We start from the raw sequence: 14,417 nt of genomic DNA on the forward strand, positions 1-14,417 counted from the left end.
CATTTGATGGCTAGATTTAATTATCGTCTTCAAACAATATTAAATGTTAAGAAACAAATGGAAGATAAAGCTAAAAATGAACTTGCGAGTAATATTCAAGTTCTTAATAAAGAACAGCAGAAACTACAGGATATCGTTCATGGGAGAGACAGTTGTTACAGAAGAGTGGTGCAGGAAAGCAAAGAAGGATTGGACGTTCAGCGTTTAATACAGTACAGCCGCTATCTCAACGCCATGAATATTCAATTGAATTCCCAGTATGAAAGCGTTAACAGAGCTTCAATGAATGTCGATATACATAGAGAGAAGCTGGTTAGTGTTGCGAAAGAGAAGAAAATGCTTGAAACTTTGAAAGATAAAAAAATGCAAGAGCATAAATATAATGAACTCAAAGAAGAAGAAAAAAGAGTTGATGAGGTGGTCAGTTATAAATATATAACTGGGTTAGCATAATTTAACCATCTGTAGGAAAGGGAGGAATTGAATGCCGGCACCGAGAAAGGCAGGAAATGCTAATGATGTATCTGCTGCCAATGAGGACAAAGAAAGTAAAAAAAATGCGTCAAACAGCCTGGAAGGGCTGATGATGAAAATACTGCTGGCGGTTATTATTGTTTTGCTGCTGAGCCTTCCTGTTTTAATTATTAAATTTGATGTAAGAGGATTAGGGCAGAAGATGAGGCCTTTATTGGAAGATCTCCCGTATGTACAAAAAATACTGCCGGAAAAACCGGATCCCAACGATCCTAAATTTATGAACAAAGAAGAACTAACAACGAACTATTTAACATATAAGGATAAATATGAACAGCTTAGTTTGGAAGTAAACAGTCTTCGTAATGAATTAGATATGTTATCCAATATCAAAAATAATTATCAGCAGTTTCAAGATGACCAAAACAAGGTAGAAGAAGACCGAGAAGCTTTGCTGCAGGAAAAGCAGCAGTTAGAGTCCGATAGAAAAAAGTTTTCCGAGGATATTGCCGATGCGAAGAAGGCAGATTTCAAGGCTTATTTTGAACTAATCGATAAGGAAACGGCACAGCAACTGTATGAAGAGATTTTACAGGCTGAAAAAGCTGATAAAGAGACCAAGGAATATGTTTCATTCTATGAAAATATGGATGCAGAAAATGCTGCCAAGATCTTTGATGAGATGGTCGCATCAAAAATGGATCTGATTGTGAAAATTTTTAAATACATGAATAAGGAGCAGGCAGCTGAAATATTAGCATCAATGGATACAGGTAATGCAGCTAAAGTGGGTGATATATTATCAAAAGAGTACCCTATAGGCTTACCTAAAGATTAAGAGAAATAAATTGAATGCATACGCTGAAAGGAGGTGAGAAATAATGACAAATCAATTTGCGATTTCGTTTTCCAATAAGTACGCTTCTATCAATAAAACAGATAATTATAGTAAAACGTACACTAGCGATTTTAATGCGCTCTTTAATCAGGCTAAAAAGAAAAGTGATTTAAGGGATCCCAATACTGAAAATCTGAATACAAAATACAGGAGCGTTTCCTCAAGCTTTACATCAAAAAGCACTGATACTCAAAAGGATTTGAGAGAAACAACACGCAAACAGAGCGCAATACAGAAAAAGAAGTTTGATAAAGAAGAAATTGATCAAGATGAAAATAAGAAATTAAATGAAAAAGAAATATCTACATTAGCACAGATGTCCGGAGTAAGTATTGAATTCATTGAACAATTAATGAATGGTGAAGTAGCGGAAGACATAGAAAACCAAATACTAAGCGCGTCGGATATGCAAGCTTTGATGGAAGCTGTTCAAGAAAAGTTAAGCAATATTGAGCAAATCATGGGAGTGTTAAGTAGTGCAGATAGCAATTCCGAGACGATGACACCGGTAATAATCAATAAGCTGACAAGTGTGATGGAACGTCTTGAAGAACTGCTGCAAATGCAGAAGCTTCAAACAAAAGTCTTTTCTTCGGAGGCAATGGAGCTTTTAATGCAGAAAGCATCTGAAGTCAATGGTGAACTTGAAGGGTTAAAATCTTCTGTTCATACTGCGGAGGCAGCAATCAATCAAACGATGAATGACATGAATACGCTGAGTGCCAGTCAAAAATTAAATGCTCAGCAAAACAATATCCATGATCAAAGTGACCAGGAAAATGAGAATGCTGTCCAGCCGGCAAATGAAGTACTAGATAGCAATGAAGATGGTGACAAGGGTAGTGGTTTCGGCAACAGTAATTCTAACTTAGGCGGAAAAGTAACGGTTCTGAATCTTGTATCTAAACCTCAAAACACTGAGGAAGAAGTAATGCCTTTTAATAATGTACTAAATACTGGAAATAGCAATATCGGTGTGGAAGCAGTTAAGAAACAAATGGACATGCAGGGAGCTTCCAAAGAAAATATTATGAAGCAGGTTGTAGACAACGCGAAGGTTACGCTTACTGACGATCGGTCAGAAATGGTCATGCAATTAAAACCTGACAACTTAGGTAAATTATCGCTTAAAATTGTAACTGAAAGAGGGATGATGGTAGCGCAATTTACAGCGGAAAGCCAGCAGGTGAAAGAGATTATTGAGGCGAACCTTTCACAGCTTAGAGACGCATTGGAAAGTCAAGGGTTGAATGTTAAGGGTTTTAGCGTGTCGGTCGGAAATCAGAATCAACAAGGTCAGGCTTTTGAAAAAGAAAGCAAAGGAAAAGTAAGAAAAGTTACTGACCGGAAAGAACAAGATGATGTTGTTACAGGATACTACGATATTCATCCATCAACGACCAGCCCTTATCAATGGTCGGACAGCAGTGTAGATTTTAGCGCTTAACACACTTGCTTGTTCTTAGTGAGTGATGTCAAAAGATAGAAACACAGCATGTTGGAAGTAGATAACAAGTAAACAACAAGATGGGGGGGAAAATATGTCAACATCGCAAGTAAACGGGAGTCAAATTACTGAAAATTATTTTACCTTGCCGGCGGAGAGAAAAACTGGAGAATTAGGTAAAGATGACTTTTTAAATCTTCTGGTTACACAGCTTAAATATCAAGATCCGCTTAAACCGATGGAAGATAAGGAATTTATCGCGCAAATGGCGCAATTCTCATCACTGGAGCAAATGCAGAATATGAACACTACCTTTACCAGTATAAAGGCGTTTAGTATGATTGGTAAAGAAATTACAGCAACCGTAAAGAATGAAGATACCGGTGAGCTTCAGGTAGTGGAAGGACTGGTGGAGAGCGTCAGGTTATCCAATGGAAAAGCTTATGCGGTGGTTGAAGGGCGTGATATACTGGTAGATGATATTACCGACGTATACGAACCTACCGATTATGAGTTTGGTGAAATCGCAGATTTTACCGATATTATCGGCAAAAATATTACAGCTGCTTTTATTGATGCTGAAACCCTTAAGACCCAAAATCTTTCCGGGGATGTATCTTCTCTCGAATTAATTAACGGCACGGTATATTCTGTTGTTAATAACGTCAATGCGATGATCGATGATGTCATGCTGAGTGAGGAAGAAAAGGCCACATTTACGAATTTGGAAAGCTATCTTCAGGAGAAGATGGAGAAGGGTGAACAAATAACAGCTGTTGTGGTTCAAAAGGACGAAAATGGCGAAATACAGTCTAAGGTTACAGTCAATGGATTAATAAAGCATTACGAAATGAATGAACAAGGCGAAATTACCAATGCTATCATGGATGAAATCAAGATTCCTGCCCATAATATCCTGAAAATCAGATAAGCGCAGGAGGAAATAAGATGAGTGAATTAAATAAAATATTGAACAATCGAGTTGTGACAACAGGAAAAACAATTTTTCCGGTTAAATCTTCTGCAGAGCAAAAACAAGAAGCCGGTAAGAGCAACTTTGAAGATTTACTTAGACAAAAGCTGACCGGTGAATTAAAATTCTCTAAGCATGCGGAAGCGCGCTTGAGATCCAGAAATATACATATTGATGCGGAACAAAAGCAACGAATCACAGATGCAGTGGCCAAAGCGGAGCAAAAGGGAGTGAAAGAGTCACTGGTACTGATGGATGATCTGGCTTTTGTGGTAAGCGTGAAAAATAAGACTGTGATTACCGCTGTAAATAATGATGACTTAAAAGAGAGCGTTTTTACAAATATTGATGGGGCAGTGATTATTTAAATAGCCGGACCTTTACAGGAGGCTAACTATTCCTGATTGACGGATGGAATAGCACATTAAAGGAGGTCAAAAATATATGATGAGATCAATGTTCTCTGGTGTAACAGGATTAAGAGCACACCAGACGAAGATGGACGTGATCGGTAATAATATAGCTAATGTTAATACGGTAGGTTTCAAATCAGGCCGTGTGACTTTTCAAGAAATATTCAGTCAAACTATAAAGGGTTCAAGTGCACCCGATGATGCTACCGGCCGCGGCGGTACCAATCCTATGCAGGTAGGCTTGGGAATTTCGGTAGCGGCTATTGATACCGTCCATACACGCGGAAGCTTGCAAAGAACCGACAATACAACCGATCTGGCGATAGATGGAGATGGTTTTTTTATTGTTAGAAGCGGAAGTGCCGATACTTACCGTTTTACCCGTGCCGGAAATTTCGGTATCGATAAGCTGGGAAACCTTGTAACGGCTGACGGTATGAATGTTTATGGATGGGATAGGGATTCAAAGACGGGAGAAATAGATACACAACAGGACCTTGAGGCCATAAATATTTATAATGGGAAGAGAATTATATCGGCAAAAGAAACTTCAAAAGCCGTGTTTGAAGGAAATTTGGATTCTTCTATAGAAGTTCTTACGAATGCTGATGATCCTGACGATACTACTCAAAAACTTACAGCACTTGCTGCTACAGGTAATACGATGACAGCCTTTAGAAAAGTTGAGAGAAGCGATGCGGAAACCTTTAGCGTACCTTATACCGTATATGATAAATTGGGTAATGATTATACCATCACATTAAATTTTATGAAGAATCAAGGGACAGCGACATCAACAGAGTGGCTCTGGTATACAATACCTGAAGAAACGCATCAGGCTATCGTAAATTTTGAATATAATCAAGCAAATGGACTGGCGGCTACCAATCCCGGATACAAGACTCCTATTACGGATCCTGCTACTGTCACACCGGCACAGGGCAGGATAGTATTTAATGAAGTAGGAAAACCTATCACCGTTGAACCTGCGTCCACACTAATTACAGATAACAAGCTGTCAACTGATATTATGGTAACACCGGATCAAGGTACCGATGATTTTCCTGTTAGTTTGGATTTTTCCAGTTTGACTCAGTTTAAAGCAGATAGCTCGGTAAAAGCGACAGATGTAAACGGGTATACCTCCGGCGGGCTGGTAAATATAAGCGTTGGACAGGATGGTATTATCACAGGCATCTACAGCAATGGACAAATGCAATCGCTAGGTATGGTTGGTTTGGCTTTTTTTGAAAATCCTGCCGGACTGCAGAAGGTTGGGAATAATATGTTTATGCCTTCCAGTAACTCGGGTGAGTTTCAAAGAGCAGTTAAACCCGGTGCAGAAGGTACGGGCATGTTAAGTCCGGGAACCCTGGAGATGTCCAATGTGGATTTATCCAAGGAGTTCACCGAAATGATTACTACTCAAAGAGGCTTCCAGGCAAATTCGAGGATTATTACAACTTCTGACGAAATGCTGCAAGAGTTAGTAAATCTTAAAAGATAAAATGTAACGGGAGCTGGAAAATTAGACTATTATGTCTAATTTTCCAACTTCCTGTTGTTATATATAGGGGAATTATGATATGATAAAGGTGACTCGCTTCAATGGAAAGGTTTTTTATGTTAATTCAGATTTGATTGAATATATTGAATCCACGCCTGATACTATAATAACTACTACTACAGGAAAGAAAATTGTTATTTCGGAATCGGTGGAAGAGGTTATAGATAAGATTATAGAATTCAAAAGCAAGATTTTTTATAAAGATAGAGAAATTACCGAAGCAGAGTAGTAGAAAGATTACATGGATATTATGCAGCATTAAATGAGAGTTAGATATTGCTTAAGTGGGGTGTCTCAATGGATATTGCAACCATATTAGGGTTTGTACTAGGCGCATTTTTTATTATATTTGCTATCGCAAATGGTGGACCGTTAGGTTGGTTTATAGATTTTAACTCGATGTTGATCGTTGTTGGTGGTACGCTCTGTGCCACCATGATTAGTTATCCCTTAGATAAATTTATCAATTCTTTTAAAACTGTAAAACATGTCTTTCAAGTAAAGCAGTTGGAGCCGACAGAAATCATTAAAAGAATTATTGGTTTGGCTAATATTGCCAGAAAAGAAGGCCTTCTGGCGCTTGAAGAAGCCGGAGCGCAGATAGACGATACATTTCTTCAAAAAGGTGTTTTGTTAATTGTTGATGGGACCGACCCGGAGTTGGTAAGAAATATCCTTGAAACCGAACTTGCTTTTATCGAAGGGCGGCATAAGGAGAGCCAAGGAATATTCGAAACCATGGGAACGTTAGGACCAGCTTTCGGTATGATCGGCACATTGATAGGGTTGATTCAGATGCTTCAGCAGTTGGATGACCCATCAAGCATTGGGCCGGCCATGGGTGTAGCTCTTATCACTACATTCTATGGTACTCTTATCGCAAATTTTATATGCAGTCCGATTGCGGGAAAATTGAAGATGCGAAGTGCGGAAGAAATCCTTTTAAAAGAGGTTATGATAGAAGGTTTGTTATCCATTCAAGCAGGAGAAAACCCAAGAATTATTGAAGAAAAGCTGAAAGCATTCTTATCACCGAAGATCCGAAGCGGTCTTGAAAAGAAGGAAGATGCTGAGGGCGTAGGTGTTGAAGCATGAGAAGGAATCGTAATGCTGACGAAGCAAAAAAAGGTTCACCTGAATGGATGAATACCTATGGAGACATGGTTACACTGCTGCTTACCTTTTTTGTTCTGCTGTTTGCAATGTCTACCATAGATACACAAAAATTTGAGCAAATTATCAAATCAATCCAGGGATCATTGGGGATTAACTATGGCGCTACTTCGGTTACAAAAGAAACGCTTGCCACCGAAGGCGACGATAATTATCCGGAATTAGATGACTTTGTGAACAATGTGACTACGCCGGGTGGTATGTCTGATATTAGTCAAGACGCTCAAGATATGGAAAAACTGTTTTTTGAACTAAAGACATATATCGATAAAAACAATCTGGGGGACTCAGTAGAAATCACAAAAGAAAAACCGGGACTGTTGATTCGATTTAAAGATAATGTACTGTTTGATTCCGGGAAAGCAGATTTGAAGGCTGATGCAAAAAATATTTTAAAATACATAGCAGGTATGCTGAATGCTGTTAGCAAAGATATCAGAGTTGAAGGTCATACTGATAATCTTCCGATAAGAACGTCACAGTTTCAAGATAACTGGGATTTATCTGCCAAAAGAGCTACCAATGTTCTTCGATATTTTATTGAAGAAGGGGACATAGAGCCTACCAGACTATCAGCTGTCGGATATGGTGAGTATCATCCTGTGGCCGAGAATTCTACAGAGATAGGAAGAAGACAAAATAGACGTGTCGATATTGTTATTTTAAAAAGTTATATAATAGATGAAATATCTTCTGAAGAAGGAGGCAGTACGGCCAATGAATAAAAGCACAATAATCCTGCTTGCAATTATACTAGTTTTGGTTCTTGCAATAACGTTTGGGATCGCGTGGTTAGTTCTGTCAGGGGGACAGGATAAGGAAGTTGCTGAAAAGCCCAAGTATGATTTGAAAAAAGCTAAGATGTATTCTGTCGCTGGAGAACCCATTGTGTCCAACTTGAATACAGGAGACATTAAAGATAAAAAAGTGATTCGAATCAGGGTTCAATTACTGGTGGCTGATGATAAGATGGTGACTGAATTGACCAATTTTAATGGAAAGTTGCGGGATAATATCATATCCATCTTAAAGTCAAAAACTCCTGAAGAAATGATAAAGCCCGATGCTCAAGAAGTTGTGAAGAAGGAGATAATACAAAGTTTTAATAGTATCTTTAATACTGATAAAGTACTTGATGTATATTTCGAAGAATTTATAGTGCAATAGGAGGTAGTGAATAGTGGGAGATATTCTATCACAAAACGAAATAGACGAGCTCCTTAAAGCGCTTAATACCGGTGAAATTGATGTAAATCAAATGAAAACCACCACTCACGAAAAGAAAATAAGAGAGTATGATTTTAGAAGACCAAACAAGTTCGCAAAAGAGCATTTAAGAACGCTTAATATTATTCATGAAGACTATGCACGATATGTAACCAATTTTTTAACCGCGTATTTAAGAACATTAGTGCATACAGAGGTGATTTCTGTTGAAGAAATCAGTTATCATGAATTCAATAACTCAATATCCAATCCGGCGATATTGGCGCTTGTAGACTTCATGCCTTTGGGTGGGTATATCATACTGGAGATTAACCCAAATATTATTTTCGCAATTGTAGATAGAATTCTCGGAGGAAAAGGCCTAGGAGTTGATAAAATAAGAGGATTTACAGAGATTGAATTATCTATTGTTGAGCGTGTGGTCAATCAACTGTTGAACCTATTGAAGGAACCTTGGGAAAATGTCATTGAGTTGAAACCCAGGTTGGATAGGATAGAAACCAACTCACAGTTTGCACAAATCATATCGCCTAATGAGATGGTTGCTTTGATTACACTCGATACAAAAGTCGGGGATGTCAAAGGAATGTTAAACATTTGTATTCCTCACTTGGTTCTGGAATCTGTTTTATCAAAATTGAGTACCAAGTATTGGTTTGCTTCCATTGAGAAGGAAATTACACCTCAATCAAAAAAGAACATTGAAAAGAAGATCGAGGATACCAGTATACCTATTAAGGTAATATTGGGGAAAGCCGGTATTTCTGTTGGAGATTTCATAGAACTTCAAAAGGGTGACGTCATTCAGTTAGATACAACAGTTAACTCAGACCTAGCGATTATGATAGGCAATAACCATAAATTTAATGGAAGGCCAGGTGTTAGAAAGAATAGAGTGAGTGTAAAGATTACCGATATATTACGAAAGGAGGAAGATCAAGATGAGTGAAATGCTGTCCCAAGCTGAGATAGATGCATTATTGAATGGAACTGCCGATTTGGATATTTCTCAGCCGGAAGAAGATATTAATTTTTCTCCCGAAGAATCAGATGCGTTGGGTGAGATTGGTAATATCAGCATGGGAACTGCGGCTACTACGCTTTTTACATTATTAGGTCAAAAAGTGTTAATCACTACGCCCAAAGTTTCTGTCAGTACATGGAAACAGTTATCACAACACCACACCGTTCCTTACGTTGCTGTGAAAGTTGAATATACTAAAGGTTTGCAAGGAATAAATCTTTTAATATTAAAAGAAGAAGATGTAAAAGTAATTACCGACCTGATGATGGGTGGAGATGGAAGTAACACGTCGGCTGAGTTATCAGAGCTTCATTTGAGCGCAATTGGCGAAGCGATGAATCAAATGGTAGGATCATCATCCACCTCCATGTCGTCTATGTTTAATAAGACAATAGATATTTCGCCTCCTCATGCATTTGTTATTAATTTTCAAACGGATGCGCCATATGGGGAGTTTGACTATGACGAAAAGTTTGTTAAAGTCGCTTTTAGAATGGTAATTGGCAATCTGATTGATAGTGAGATTATGCAATTGCTCCCTCTTGACTTTGCCAGATCATTAGTTGATAACTTATTGCAACCGACAACGCAGGACCCACCGGTTCGACAACAGGAGGAAACGCGCGCTGTTCCTCCTGCACCTCCAAGACAACAGGAGCAGCCCATGTATTCAGCAGCACCTGAGCAAAAGAATCATACAACGGGTATGGATATGAGTACGCGGCAAAATACTGTAGAACCAAGACCAACGCCGGTAAACGTTCAACCGGTGCAATTCCAAGCGTTTGACGACAATAGAATTACGACTGATAGAGAGAATATCAGTCTGATTATGGATGTTCCGTTGGAAATCACCGTTGAGCTGGGAAGAACCCAAAGATTAATCAGAGACATACTGGAATTCGCTCCCGGTTCCATTATTGAATTGGACAAGTTGGCAGGAGAGCCTATTGATATTCTGGTGAACGGTAAAAGTATTGCCAAGGGAGAAGTAGTAGTTATCGATGAAAGCTTTGGTGTAAGAATAACCGATATTGTCAATCCTTCAAAGCGTTTATAATTTTCATAATATATTTATGATATAAAAGGATAAGGAGAGGAAATAACATGGCTAATAGAATTCTTGTTGTAGATGATGCAGCATTTATGCGCATGATGATTAAAGATATTCTCACAAAAAATGGATTTGAAGTTGTAGGCGAAGGTGAAAATGGTGCGAAAGCCATTGAAAAGTACAAGGAATTAACTCCCGATTTGGTAATCATGGATATTACCATGCCTGAAGTAGATGGGATACAAGCAGTAAAAGAAATTAAAAAAATCAATGGTGAAGCAAAGATTATCATGTGCTCCGCAATGGGACAACAGGCGATGGTTATTGAGTCCATACAAGCCGGAGCAAGAGACTTTATAGTAAAACCGTTCCAAGCAGAACGTGTTATTGAGGCCGTAAAGAAAGTAATAGGTTAAGTGGGAAAGAGGATTATCTATGCCACCACAAGGAATCGAACTGATTTTAAAGAGTGTTTTAGGATTGATCGTCTTCGCGTGTTTGTTATTTTTAGCTTATATCACAACAAAATATGTTGGACAAAAAAGTTTGAATTCTATGAGAAGCGGTCATATGCAAGTAATAGAAACATTGTCTTTGGGATTTGATAAATGTATTTATCTGGTGAAGGTGGAAGAGAAGTACATTTTAATTGCATCAGCTGGAAAATCTATAGAGTTTTTGACAGAAGTGGATATCTCTCATATCGAGGAAACCAATAAAGAGAATGTCGGTCAGTCGGACTTCTACAGTATGTTTCTGAACTATGTTAAGAAAATGACAGCCGCAGATAAAATTTCAACAACAGAAGTTCGTCACCAGGACAGTCATAACGCTAGTGTAGTACGGAATGTTTCGAAATTAAAAGATTCTTTAAAGAGGTTTGCCGGCAACGATATAGGTAAGGATGAAAACATTAATGAATAAAACAATCCGTGTAAAAGTGGGAATAGTACTATTTATTTTTATTGCGATGGCAGTGAATTCTGCTGCGTTAGCTGCACCGGAATATCCGATTCCGCGGTTAAATATGGATTTGGGTCCGGCTGAGAATCCCCAGGATGTAGCTGCTAGTTTACAGATATTATTTATACTGACCATCTTATCTCTAGCTCCAGCCATCTTAATTATGATGACTTCATTTACCCGGATTATTATCATCCTGTCGTTTCTGCGTAATGCACTTGGAACGCAACAGACGCCTCCTAATCAGGTGTTGGTAGGGCTGGCACTATTTTTGACTTTATTTATTATGGCACCTATTGGTACCACAATAAATGATCAGGCAATCCAGCCCTACTTAAGAGAGGAAATCAGTCAGGATATTGCAATACAACGGGCGATTCTGCCGTTACGTGAATTTATGTTAAATAATACCAGAGAAAAAGATCTGGCATTATTTGTAACTTTATCCGGTGTGGAAGAAGTTGAGACTAAGGAAGATATCCCTACTAAAGCAGTGATTCCGGCATTTATTATTAGTGAGCTAAAAACTGCTTTTCAATTTGGATTTTTGATATATATTCCGTTTTTGGTTATAGATATGGTAGTTGCAAGTACATTGATGTCTATGGGGATGATGATGCTGCCGCCAATTATGATTTCTCTGCCTTTTAAGGTATTATTGTTTGTCATGGTAGATGGATGGAATTTAATTACGCAATCTATCGTGATGAGTTTTAGATAATAGATGCTGAGGAGTGCTGTAGGTTATGGACCAAGGTTTGGTAATTGATTTAGCACAAAATGCGCTTTTTACGGTTCTGCTGATAGCTGGTCCCATGTTGGGGCTAGGCCTGCTTGTGGGGCTTGCCGTCAGTATATTTCAAGCTACTACGCAAATACAGGAACAAACGCTGGCTTTTATTCCAAAGATCCTCGTTGTATTGGGATCGGTTATCGTTTTTGGTCCGTGGATGCTGTCAGTAGCTGTAGAGTTTACTCAAAATCTATTTTTGAATATCAATAACTATTTGAAATAAGGGCGTAGCAAATGAATATTCTATTCGGAAGTGTTTTGGAGTATATCGATATATTTCTGCTTGTTTTAGTAAGGGTGACGGCTTTATTTGTTATTTCTCCTATATTTGGAAGAAAAAACATGCCGAATATATTTAAAATCGGATTTGGTCTAATGTTAGCAATGATTATCACACCTACGCTGGAAGCAAACGGCATATTAGCAGAACAGCATATTTTACAATTTGTTATGTTGGTATTCAATGAATTTTGCATAGGGCTGATCCTTGGATTTGTATCATATATGGCTTTTTCGGCCCTTTACGTTGCAGGGCAGATTATCGATATGCAGATTGGATTTGGAATGGTAAACGTTCTTGATCCTCAAACGAATATACAGATACCTGTAATTGCCAATTTTTATTTTATTATCTCAATGATGATGTTTTTAGCATTAGATGGCCACCATATGATTATTTCTTCCATATTTTACAGTTACAAGGTTTTGCCTATCGGTGAAGGGGCAGTAACGACTGCTTTGCTAGATAACATGGTAAAGATGTTTGGGGATATGTTTATTATAGGTTTTAAAATAGCATCGCCTATTATTGCAGCAGTCTTTATTACTGATGTAGCGCTTGGCATCTTGGCCAGGACCGTACCGCAGATGAACGTATTTGTTGTCGGAATGCCTTTGAAGATCGTCATTGGGATAGGTGTATTAATAATCACAGTAGCAGTATTTCCTATTATTATGGAAGTAATCTTAAATGGTATGTATAAGGATTTGGAAGCAGTATTAAAGGATATGGTTAAACAATGAATCCTGAATATTTAAAAGTAAATATACAATTATTTGCAGATACCGATGATAAAACCGAAAAAGCAACACCGAAAAGGAAGTCACAAGCCAGAGAAAAAGGGCAAGTACTGCAGAGTAGAGAAATCAAGTCAGCTATTCTGCTTATTTTAGCTTTCTTGACCCTCAAGATGTCAGGCGGTTTTATATTCGATAATATCACACAGTTTACTAAAAAGGTATTTATACAGTATACAATTAATAAAGAGATATTGGCGCAGGGTAGTTTCTGGTCCCTGGTAATGGAAAGTATCCTGTTGATATTAAAGGTAATCGCTCCTATTCTAGGTGTAGTACTGATAGCCGGATTAGCGGCGAGTTATGCGCAGGTAGGTTTTCTGTTTACTACAAAAACCCTTGAGCCTAAGCTGGATAAACTTAATCCGATTCAGGGCTTTAAGAGAATGTTTTCGGCGCAAGCTTTGATGGAACTCGCTAAATCTTTAGCGAAAATTATGATTGTAGGATATATCGCTTTTACGTATATTAAAAAAGAGGCTGGCTCAGTAGTTAACCTTATGGATATGGAAGTCATGTCCATTGCAGTCTATATTGGACAAATAGTGATTAATGTAGCTCTCCGAATGGGAGTAGTGTTGATGGTCATTGGTATTATAGATTATATCTTCCAGTGGAAGCAGCATGAAAAAAGTATGATGATGTCTAAGCAGGAAGTAAAAGAAGAATATAAGCAAACCGAAGGAAACCCGCAAATAAAGTCTAAGATAAAACAAAAGCAGAGAGAAATATCTATGAGGAGAATGATGTCGGACATACCTAAGGCAGATGTAGTTATTACCAATCCGACACATTTTGCCATAGCAATCAAGTATGATGCAAAAACTGCCGATGCACCCATTGTGTTGGCAAAAGGACAGGATTATATAGCACTTAGGATTAAAGAAATTGCCAAAGAAAATAGGGTTGAAATTGTAGAAAATAAGCCCTTGGCAAGGGCACTGTATGATTCTGCAGATATAGGAGAGAAAATTCCCGAAGAACTATTCCAGGCAGTGGCCGAAGTTCTTGCGTTTGTATATAGCCTAAAAAACAAAATAGTGTAAAATAATGTACTATGGACTAATTAATGGATAATGGACAATGGACAATGGACAATGAAAAACCAGAAGTGAACAATTAATAGTGAATAACTAATAGTGAATAGTGAACAACCAATGATAAGTAATAAATAGTGAGCAACGAACAACTAAGAGTAAGTAATATGTAGCAGATAGTAAGTAATTAATATCAAGCTAACGAATTAGTGAAAAATTGTACAATGTACATTGTCCATTGTACATTAATTTGTACTTGTCCATTGTACATTAATAAATAACGGGGAAGGGGGACAA

The 14,417-nt window shown here is 38.0% G+C and carries 18 protein-coding genes; all 18 read left to right on the forward strand.

Translation table 11 applies throughout. The features are described 5' to 3' along the window. Positions 1 to 6 precede the first annotated feature (6 nt). Positions 7 to 453: a flagellar export protein FliJ gene (gene fliJ / locus QKW49_RS24605; RefSeq protein WP_282865277.1), complete on the forward strand. Its 447-nt coding sequence runs from the start codon at positions 7 to 9 to the stop codon at positions 451 to 453. A gap of 31 nt (positions 454 to 484) precedes the next feature. Next, entirely contained in the window at positions 485 to 1,312 is an 828-nt protein-coding gene (locus QKW49_RS24610) for a hypothetical protein (protein WP_282865278.1), read from the forward strand. A gap of 43 nt (positions 1,313 to 1,355) precedes the next feature. Next, positions 1,356 to 2,819 (forward strand): flagellar hook-length control protein FliK, encoded by a 1,464-nt coding sequence (locus QKW49_RS24615; protein ID WP_282865279.1) that lies wholly within the window; start codon positions 1,356 to 1,358, stop codon positions 2,817 to 2,819. A 94-nt stretch (positions 2,820 to 2,913) separates the two neighbouring features. Beyond that, positions 2,914 to 3,750, forward strand: a complete 837-nt coding sequence (locus QKW49_RS24620; protein ID WP_282865280.1) for a flagellar hook capping FlgD N-terminal domain-containing protein — start codon at positions 2,914 to 2,916, stop codon at positions 3,748 to 3,750. Between the two features lie 17 nt (positions 3,751 to 3,767). Then, complete coding sequence (locus QKW49_RS24625) at positions 3,768 to 4,160, forward strand: TIGR02530 family flagellar biosynthesis protein (RefSeq protein WP_282865281.1); 393 nt, start codon at positions 3,768 to 3,770, stop codon at positions 4,158 to 4,160. Between the two features lie 76 nt (positions 4,161 to 4,236). Beyond that, a complete protein-coding gene (locus QKW49_RS24630) occupies positions 4,237 to 5,712 on the forward strand; it encodes a flagellar hook protein FlgE (protein WP_282865282.1) in 1,476 nt (491 codons plus the stop codon). A 79-nt stretch (positions 5,713 to 5,791) separates the two neighbouring features. After that, positions 5,792 to 6,001, forward strand: coding sequence for a flagellar FlbD family protein (locus tag QKW49_RS24635; RefSeq protein WP_282865283.1), 210 nt, complete (start codon positions 5,792 to 5,794; stop codon positions 5,999 to 6,001). A gap of 68 nt (positions 6,002 to 6,069) precedes the next feature. Continuing rightward, positions 6,070 to 6,867 carry a MotA/TolQ/ExbB proton channel family protein gene (locus QKW49_RS24640; RefSeq protein ID WP_282865284.1) on the forward strand — a complete coding sequence of 266 codons (798 nt, stop codon included), beginning with the start codon at positions 6,070 to 6,072 and terminating at the stop codon, positions 6,865 to 6,867. Further along, positions 6,864 to 7,670: an OmpA family protein gene (locus QKW49_RS24645; RefSeq protein ID WP_282865285.1), complete on the forward strand. Its 807-nt coding sequence runs from the start codon at positions 6,864 to 6,866 to the stop codon at positions 7,668 to 7,670. Before QKW49_RS24640 ends, QKW49_RS24645 begins: the two co-directional genes overlap by 4 nt. Continuing rightward, positions 7,663 to 8,112, forward strand: coding sequence for a flagellar basal body-associated FliL family protein (locus QKW49_RS24650; protein ID WP_282865286.1), 450 nt, complete (start codon positions 7,663 to 7,665; stop codon positions 8,110 to 8,112). The genes QKW49_RS24645 and QKW49_RS24650 overlap by 8 nt, the downstream gene beginning before the upstream one ends. Positions 8,113 to 8,125: 13 nt before the next feature. Continuing rightward, positions 8,126 to 9,121: a flagellar motor switch protein FliM gene (fliM, locus tag QKW49_RS24655; RefSeq protein WP_282865287.1), complete on the forward strand. Its 996-nt coding sequence runs from the start codon at positions 8,126 to 8,128 to the stop codon at positions 9,119 to 9,121. Next, positions 9,114 to 10,256 (forward strand): flagellar motor switch phosphatase FliY, encoded by a 1,143-nt coding sequence (fliY, locus tag QKW49_RS24660; protein ID WP_282865288.1) that lies wholly within the window; start codon positions 9,114 to 9,116, stop codon positions 10,254 to 10,256. The genes fliM and fliY overlap by 8 nt, the downstream gene beginning before the upstream one ends. Before the next feature lie 47 nt (positions 10,257 to 10,303). Continuing rightward, positions 10,304 to 10,666, forward strand: coding sequence for a response regulator (locus QKW49_RS24665; protein WP_282865289.1), 363 nt, complete (start codon positions 10,304 to 10,306; stop codon positions 10,664 to 10,666). A gap of 19 nt (positions 10,667 to 10,685) precedes the next feature. After that, complete coding sequence (locus tag QKW49_RS24670) at positions 10,686 to 11,174, forward strand: flagellar biosynthetic protein FliO (protein WP_282865290.1); 489 nt, start codon at positions 10,686 to 10,688, stop codon at positions 11,172 to 11,174. Further along, positions 11,167 to 11,934 carry a flagellar type III secretion system pore protein FliP gene (gene fliP / locus QKW49_RS24675; protein ID WP_282865291.1) on the forward strand — a complete coding sequence of 256 codons (768 nt, stop codon included), beginning with the start codon at positions 11,167 to 11,169 and terminating at the stop codon, positions 11,932 to 11,934. The genes QKW49_RS24670 and fliP overlap by 8 nt, the downstream gene beginning before the upstream one ends. Before the next feature lie 25 nt (positions 11,935 to 11,959). Next, a complete protein-coding gene (gene fliQ, locus QKW49_RS24680; RefSeq protein WP_282865292.1) occupies positions 11,960 to 12,229 on the forward strand; it encodes a flagellar biosynthesis protein FliQ in 270 nt (89 codons plus the stop codon). 11 nt (positions 12,230 to 12,240) lie between these two features. Then, positions 12,241 to 13,029: a flagellar biosynthetic protein FliR gene (fliR, locus tag QKW49_RS24685; protein ID WP_282865293.1), complete on the forward strand. Its 789-nt coding sequence runs from the start codon at positions 12,241 to 12,243 to the stop codon at positions 13,027 to 13,029. Continuing rightward, on the forward strand, positions 13,026 to 14,129 hold the full coding sequence (gene flhB / locus QKW49_RS24690; RefSeq protein ID WP_282865294.1) for a flagellar biosynthesis protein FlhB: 1,104 nt from the start codon (positions 13,026 to 13,028) through the stop codon (positions 14,127 to 14,129). Before fliR ends, flhB begins: the two co-directional genes overlap by 4 nt. Positions 14,130 to 14,417 lie beyond the last annotated feature (288 nt).

Source organism: Petroclostridium sp. X23 (assembly GCF_030013905.1).
GTDB lineage: Bacteria > Bacillota > Clostridia > SK-Y3 > SK-Y3 > X23.

What these genes read in the sequence shown, in the direction of transcription:
- fliJ (WP_282865277.1), top strand. Translation starts at nt 7, where the DNA reads ATGGCTAGATTTAATTATCGTCTTCAAACAATATTAAATGTTAAGAAA.
- QKW49_RS24610 (WP_282865278.1), top strand. Translation starts at nt 485, where the DNA reads ATGCCGGCACCGAGAAAGGCAGGAAATGCTAATGATGTATCTGCTGCC.
- QKW49_RS24615 (WP_282865279.1), top strand. Translation starts at nt 1,356, where the DNA reads ATGACAAATCAATTTGCGATTTCGTTTTCCAATAAGTACGCTTCTATC.
- QKW49_RS24620 (WP_282865280.1), top strand. Translation starts at nt 2,914, where the DNA reads ATGTCAACATCGCAAGTAAACGGGAGTCAAATTACTGAAAATTATTTT.
- QKW49_RS24625 (WP_282865281.1), top strand. Translation starts at nt 3,768, where the DNA reads ATGAGTGAATTAAATAAAATATTGAACAATCGAGTTGTGACAACAGGA.
- QKW49_RS24630 (WP_282865282.1), top strand. Translation starts at nt 4,237, where the DNA reads ATGATGAGATCAATGTTCTCTGGTGTAACAGGATTAAGAGCACACCAG.
- QKW49_RS24635 (WP_282865283.1), top strand. Translation starts at nt 5,792, where the DNA reads ATGATAAAGGTGACTCGCTTCAATGGAAAGGTTTTTTATGTTAATTCA.
- QKW49_RS24640 (WP_282865284.1), top strand. Translation starts at nt 6,070, where the DNA reads ATGGATATTGCAACCATATTAGGGTTTGTACTAGGCGCATTTTTTATT.
- QKW49_RS24645 (WP_282865285.1), top strand. Translation starts at nt 6,864, where the DNA reads ATGAGAAGGAATCGTAATGCTGACGAAGCAAAAAAAGGTTCACCTGAA.
- QKW49_RS24650 (WP_282865286.1), top strand. Translation starts at nt 7,663, where the DNA reads ATGAATAAAAGCACAATAATCCTGCTTGCAATTATACTAGTTTTGGTT.
- fliY (WP_282865288.1), top strand. Translation starts at nt 9,114, where the DNA reads ATGAGTGAAATGCTGTCCCAAGCTGAGATAGATGCATTATTGAATGGA.
- QKW49_RS24665 (WP_282865289.1), top strand. Translation starts at nt 10,304, where the DNA reads ATGGCTAATAGAATTCTTGTTGTAGATGATGCAGCATTTATGCGCATG.
- QKW49_RS24670 (WP_282865290.1), top strand. Translation starts at nt 10,686, where the DNA reads ATGCCACCACAAGGAATCGAACTGATTTTAAAGAGTGTTTTAGGATTG.
- fliP (WP_282865291.1), top strand. Translation starts at nt 11,167, where the DNA reads ATGAATAAAACAATCCGTGTAAAAGTGGGAATAGTACTATTTATTTTT.
- fliQ (WP_282865292.1), top strand. Translation starts at nt 11,960, where the DNA reads ATGGACCAAGGTTTGGTAATTGATTTAGCACAAAATGCGCTTTTTACG.
- fliR (WP_282865293.1), top strand. Translation starts at nt 12,241, where the DNA reads ATGAATATTCTATTCGGAAGTGTTTTGGAGTATATCGATATATTTCTG.
- flhB (WP_282865294.1), top strand. Translation starts at nt 13,026, where the DNA reads ATGAATCCTGAATATTTAAAAGTAAATATACAATTATTTGCAGATACC.